This is a genomic window from Clostridium sp. (assembly GCF_016650035.1).
GTDB lineage: Bacteria > Bacillota > Clostridia > Clostridiales > Clostridiaceae > Clostridium_AD.
In genome coordinates, this window is sequence record NZ_JAENWM010000159.1 from 1 (window position 1) to 4,149 (window position 4,149).

Genomic DNA, 4,149 nt, shown 5'->3' on the forward strand with positions numbered 1-4,149 from the left:
AAGTTGTTACTCAAGCTCATTACATACTATTTAGTCTTACGACTAAAAATTTACTTCTTTTTACTAAAGTAATTAACTGGTTTAGCAAAATATTATTTTGCTATTCTTTACCTATTTCTCTGTTTAATTTTCAAAGACCAAATTGTTTTTTTGTATCCGTCATTTACTGACGACTTCTATAATATTACTAGATGTTTCTTATTTTGTCAACAACTTTTAAATTTTTTTTCTAAAAAGTAGTTAACCTTTAATTTACTTCGCCATCAATTCGCGACGACAAAGAGTATTTTATCATACCAATAAACTTTCATGTTTTTGTTTTTTACCATATACCGTTATTATCACTTATTTACTAAGTATATCTACATATTGCTTTGTTTTTATTATGTTGACACACATGGTTAGATATTGAATTATTCATCTATATTTGAACATATTATACATTTAATCTTAAATAAAGACTAACAAACAACTTTTAATATTTTAACCCAACTGCTAAATGATAAAATAAATCTTAAACAGTCATTTAAGATAGGTTGTTTTCAATGCCTTGCATTAGCGGTGAAATTATTACTTTGGTTATTGGATTTGTAACAGCCTTTTTAGTTGCATTAATCGTGGTTGAAAAATTTGTTTCTTATTTAATTCAGAAACCTATGAAAGTTTTTGCTATTTATAGAATAGTAGTAGGTATAGCCTTGCTATTATTAATTCAATTTGGCAACAATATTAAGTAAATTCTTAGTGATTCTTACGAGTCTACTTATACTTTCTATATAAAGAGTATTTCCATCCCGAACCTACTCAATTTTGGGGAAGCAAAGTGCACCGAGAATCCCACCCAATATCATAAATCCTCCTAACCAAAACAACCAAATAAATGGTCTGGTTGTATATTTTAAACTTTCAGTAATGATGGTATCCCCTAAAAATTTATGAATAATCGTAGTTTTTCCTGAAGGGAATTTTAATAAATTTGACTGTATTAAAATTCCCTCTTCACTAAATACTGAAGAAGTAATAGTACCAGTTATAAGCATCAAAACTCCAATATGAGAAATATGTGCCCATATGTTTTTAAAAGCACTGAAAAATACTATCTTAGGGATAAGTGGAAGCATCACTATCCAAAGTATAATTAACCATAGGAAGGATGAAAAAGCTGTGGTAGCAGAAATAATAATAATTATGATGGTATTTATAATTATTATTTTCAGAAAATTCTTTTCAAATAAATTACGCATGTAAACTGTAAAAAGTATTGAAGAAAAAATTGCAAAACTAAGTGCTGCTGGAGTATAAAAACTAATTTCTGTTGAACCCCCTAAAAAAACAGGTAAGACAGTTCCAAACAATATATAAACTGCAAAAATATAAATAATATAACGGAACGCTGATAAAGTCTTCACTTTATTAAAATTAACTCTAATACCACTCCTCATCCTGTCCTTTAATAGAGTAACTATCAATATTAAAACCGAAAGAATGAATACTATTAAGAGTGGTAATGTTATTGAAGATGAAGTATAAGAATGTACTGATGTCCCCTGTATAATTCCACTTCTTGCTAAGAAAGTACCAAAGACAGCTAAAATAAAAGGAATCATAGCAAGACTAGGAGGTATTTTTTTCTTATGCACAATTGCAGTTAATATAAGAAAGGGAATTAAAGCTGCATTCTCAATATGGTCCCACGCCCAGTAACCACCCCATCCTAGTGCCCGGTAAGCCCACAGACTCCCAGAAAATATTCCAGCCCCAAGAAATAGTAAGGAAGCAATTACCCATCTTCTATTAATTTTGCTAAAGCTTTGAGAAAATAACACCCCCATTGCAGAGTATCCTATAAATACAAGAGGTGGATGAATTACCATCCATGGATCCTGTAGAGCTTTATTAAGTCCATTTCCTTCCGTTGGTATATAATTCATGAGAGAAAATGGAGCAGTTGAAAAAGCCAAAACCAAAATAACTGTACTTATTAAGGTATAGATAATATAAGATTTACGCTCTCCACGTGCCAATAAATTAATCCACATTGCAATCATTGCCCACAGAAGAAAAGAACCTTCCTGTCCTGCCCAAAGAGCTGAAATGAGATAAATTGGATTTAACGCCCTTGAAATATGGTTAAATACGTAAGCATATTGAAAATTGAAAGTGAATTGATAATAAATAAGAAGCATCGTAGAGGCCGTTATGCAAAATATAGAACTAAATAAAAATAGATTCACCCAAAAAGTTGCAAATTTATTTTTATGAAAGAATAAACTTACAATTAAATTTCCTAAACTCATCATTAAAGCAATAAATAGCAATAATTCACCCAGGTTCATTTTTAATCTACTCCTTTATATCCATGTATTTTTCCTTCACCCTTTTGCTGATGGCATGCCGAACATTTTCTAATAAAATCAGGTACACCATAAATTTTTATAGGTATTTGATTGTCTAACTCTAATGTAGATGGCCATTCCGCATGCGGGCTATTGTGACAAGTTTCACAGGTAATATAACCACTCATAGCCTCAGGGCCATTCTGAAGGTATGACTTACTGTATAATGTATTAGTATTAGAAGCATAATTTTCTCCATGACAATCACCACAATCTGGTTCATTAAGCCATGATTGTCTACCTTGTTTTTGAGAACTGGCCACAGTCTCCATATCTCCATGACATTTGCTACTGCTGCATGTAAACCCTGCTGTTGCCATAACTCCTCTATTACATTTAGTTTCAACACCTGGATGACAATTATAGCAAGTATTCTGGAGGCTTGACATTGTCATTTTAGATGCATGAAAATCATGCATTGCAAGTGAAAGACTTTTAATACCTTCTTTACCCTTAGCATTTAATGCATTATCTTGATGACATTCATTACAACTGTAAGGGGTGCTGTTTATTGAATCATCATAAAGTTTTGTTCCTTGATTTTTATCGTGAGCTTTTAATATATTAGCATCTGTATTAGTTTTTCCATGACAATTGCTACAGAGCATCTCAGTTGAAACTGGTGCAACAACTGCATCTTCTACAGCAATAATCTCTTTATTTATTGCACTTTTCACTGTAATTGTCACGGTTTGATATGGATTTATAATTTTGCTTCCGTCATTGTAAGGTGTTATAGGAATATATTCTGCCTCATAATATTTTTTATCAATAGATAGTTTGCATGTTCCGCTTAAGTAATTGCCTGTAATACCTTCATTAGGTTTTAAATTATAACCATAAGATTTTGCATATTCCCAAAAATTAACCTTATCAATAGAAGAAGTATTATTATTAACCGCATACTCTACTATTACCCCAGCATTTATCAATTTGGCTTCTTCTATGCCTTTTTCAAATACTTGTACACGAATTGTATTTGCTGGAGGAAGTATCATAAAAGAAGAGTAATCAGACTGAATACAGTGCATGCCACTATCATTGTAAGCCAATATAACGTATTCCTTATCCTTTTGCATTGTAGTTGAAATAGATTTTACAATACTACTAGAGGCCCAGAGCATAATGAAACATGCGACAACTAAAAGAATTGGTTTTAACAACTTTTTTATATCTAAAGTAATAAAAACTCTCAAAACTTTACCCCTTTAATATATTAATCACTTAATTATATTAAGGAATCTAAATATTAAGTACAGTCTTTTGTGTAATTGGAGCATTAGGTGCAATTATTGACATGAATATGTCTGTTGCTACAGCTATGAATGAGATAAAAGAAAATAATAACAATATAACTCGAGGTGAATTAATTAGCTGTGGAATGAATGTGCTTTAAAGTTCTTAATGGCATGATTTATAATTATGTTAGTGATACAAAAAAATAAAAAAACAGTCCATATTGGACTGTTTTTTTGGTGGAGACAACAGGAATCGAACCTGCGACCCCCTGCGTGCAAGGCAGGTGCTCTCCCAACTGAGCTATATCCCCGTATGGTGGACCTTCAGGGACTCGAACCCCGGACCGACCGGTTATGAGCCGGTAGCTCTAACCAGCTGAGCTAAAGATCCATATAAATTACCTGGCGACAACCTACTCTCCCACAAGGTCACCCTTGCAGTACCATTGGCGCATTGAAGCTTAACCTACCTGTTCGGTATGGGAAGGGGTGTTACCTTCATGCCATAATCACTA

4 protein-coding genes, 2 tRNA genes and 1 rRNA gene are annotated in these 4,149 nt (G+C 32.3%); 2 read left to right on the top strand and 5 right to left on the bottom strand.

The features are described 5' to 3' along the window. The first annotated feature begins 545 nt into the window (after positions 1–545). Positions 546–737: an undecaprenyl-diphosphate phosphatase gene (locus tag JJD95_RS19840; protein WP_291645206.1), complete on the top strand. Its 192-nt coding sequence runs from the start codon at positions 546–548 to the stop codon at positions 735–737. A gap of 63 nt (positions 738–800) precedes the next feature. On the opposite strand, the gene ccsA is transcribed toward JJD95_RS19840, so the two are convergent. Together ccsA and JJD95_RS19850 are read right to left on the bottom strand one after the other, a co-directional pair. After that, on the bottom strand, positions 801–2,336 hold the full coding sequence (ccsA, locus tag JJD95_RS19845; RefSeq protein WP_291645209.1) for a cytochrome c biogenesis protein CcsA: 1,536 nt from the start codon (positions 2,334–2,336) through the stop codon (positions 801–803). Positions 2,337–2,338: 2 nt separating this feature from the next. Beyond that, positions 2,339–3,592, bottom strand: a complete 1,254-nt coding sequence (locus JJD95_RS19850) for a hypothetical protein (RefSeq protein ID WP_291645211.1) — start codon at positions 3,590–3,592, stop codon at positions 2,339–2,341. 74 nt (positions 3,593–3,666) lie between these two features. On the opposite strand from JJD95_RS19850, the gene JJD95_RS19855 reads away from it, so the two are divergent. Next, entirely contained in the window at positions 3,667–3,792 is a 126-nt protein-coding gene (locus JJD95_RS19855; RefSeq protein ID WP_291645213.1) for a YibE/F family protein, read from the top strand. Positions 3,793–3,869: 77 nt separating this feature from the next. On the opposite strand, the gene JJD95_RS19860 is transcribed toward JJD95_RS19855, so the two are convergent. The 3 genes from JJD95_RS19860 to rrf form a co-directional block, all read right to left on the bottom strand. Further along, a tRNA-Ala gene (locus JJD95_RS19860) sits at positions 3,870–3,945 on the bottom strand. A 3-nt stretch (positions 3,946–3,948) separates the two neighbouring features. After that, a tRNA-Ile gene (locus JJD95_RS19865) sits at positions 3,949–4,025 on the bottom strand. 9 nt (positions 4,026–4,034) lie between these two features. Then, a 5S ribosomal RNA gene (rrf, locus tag JJD95_RS19870) occupies positions 4,035–4,149 on the bottom strand; the annotation flags it as partial.

Excerpts from the sequence above, each read along its gene's own strand:
- JJD95_RS19840 (WP_291645206.1), top strand. The coding sequence starts at position 546 with ATGCCTTGCATTAGCGGTGAAATTATTACTTTGGTTATTGGATTTGTA.
- ccsA (WP_291645209.1), bottom strand. The coding sequence starts at position 2,336 with ATGAACCTGGGTGAATTATTGCTATTTATTGCTTTAATGATGAGTTTA.